The organism is Nitrospirae bacterium YQR-1, assembly GCA_039908095.1.
Taxonomy (GTDB): domain Bacteria; phylum Nitrospirota; class Thermodesulfovibrionia; order Thermodesulfovibrionales; family Magnetobacteriaceae; genus Magnetomonas.
Genome location: JAMOBJ010000110.1, coordinates 1 through 502, shown reverse-complemented (window position 1 = coordinate 502; position 502 = coordinate 1). Strand labels below are relative to the sequence as shown.

Sequence of the window (502 nt, the reverse complement as noted above, 5' to 3'; positions counted from 1 at the left end):
AGCGGAGTGGGAATATGCGTGTCGTAACGGGGAGAAATCAGATAAATATAGTTGGGGCAATAACTTACCATCGGGGATACGTTTGGTGATGGAGAGGCAGTTGAAAAACCAGTGTATAAGGTATGTGTGGATGATTTCTATTTAGGAAAATATGAAGTAACCAATGCACAGTTTAAAAAATTCGTAGCGGATATAGGGTATCGTACAGAGGCAGAGAGAGAAAATAAAGGGTATGGAATAAGTGGTGATGGGATGAATGATTGGGGTTGGAAGTCAGGGTTGAATTGGAAGCATCCTATATATCCGTCAGATGATGTGTCAAGTAAGATGAACCATCCAGTAGTACAGGTATCATGGAATGATGCGAAAGAGTATATAAGTTGGTTAAATCAGAAAACCGGCAAGAGATATAGTCTTCCAACAGAAGCGGAGTGGGAATATGCGTGTCGTAACGGGGAGAAATCAGATAAATATAGTTGGGGCAATAACTTACCATCGGGGA

Annotated in this window: 1 protein-coding gene; it reads left to right on the top strand. The window is 41.2% G+C overall.

The window, feature by feature from the left end:
* Window positions 1-126 precede the first annotated feature (126 nt).
* Window positions 127-502: formylglycine-generating enzyme family protein (locus H7844_16140; protein MEO5358807.1), on the top strand; the 376-nt coding region annotated here is incomplete at its 3' end.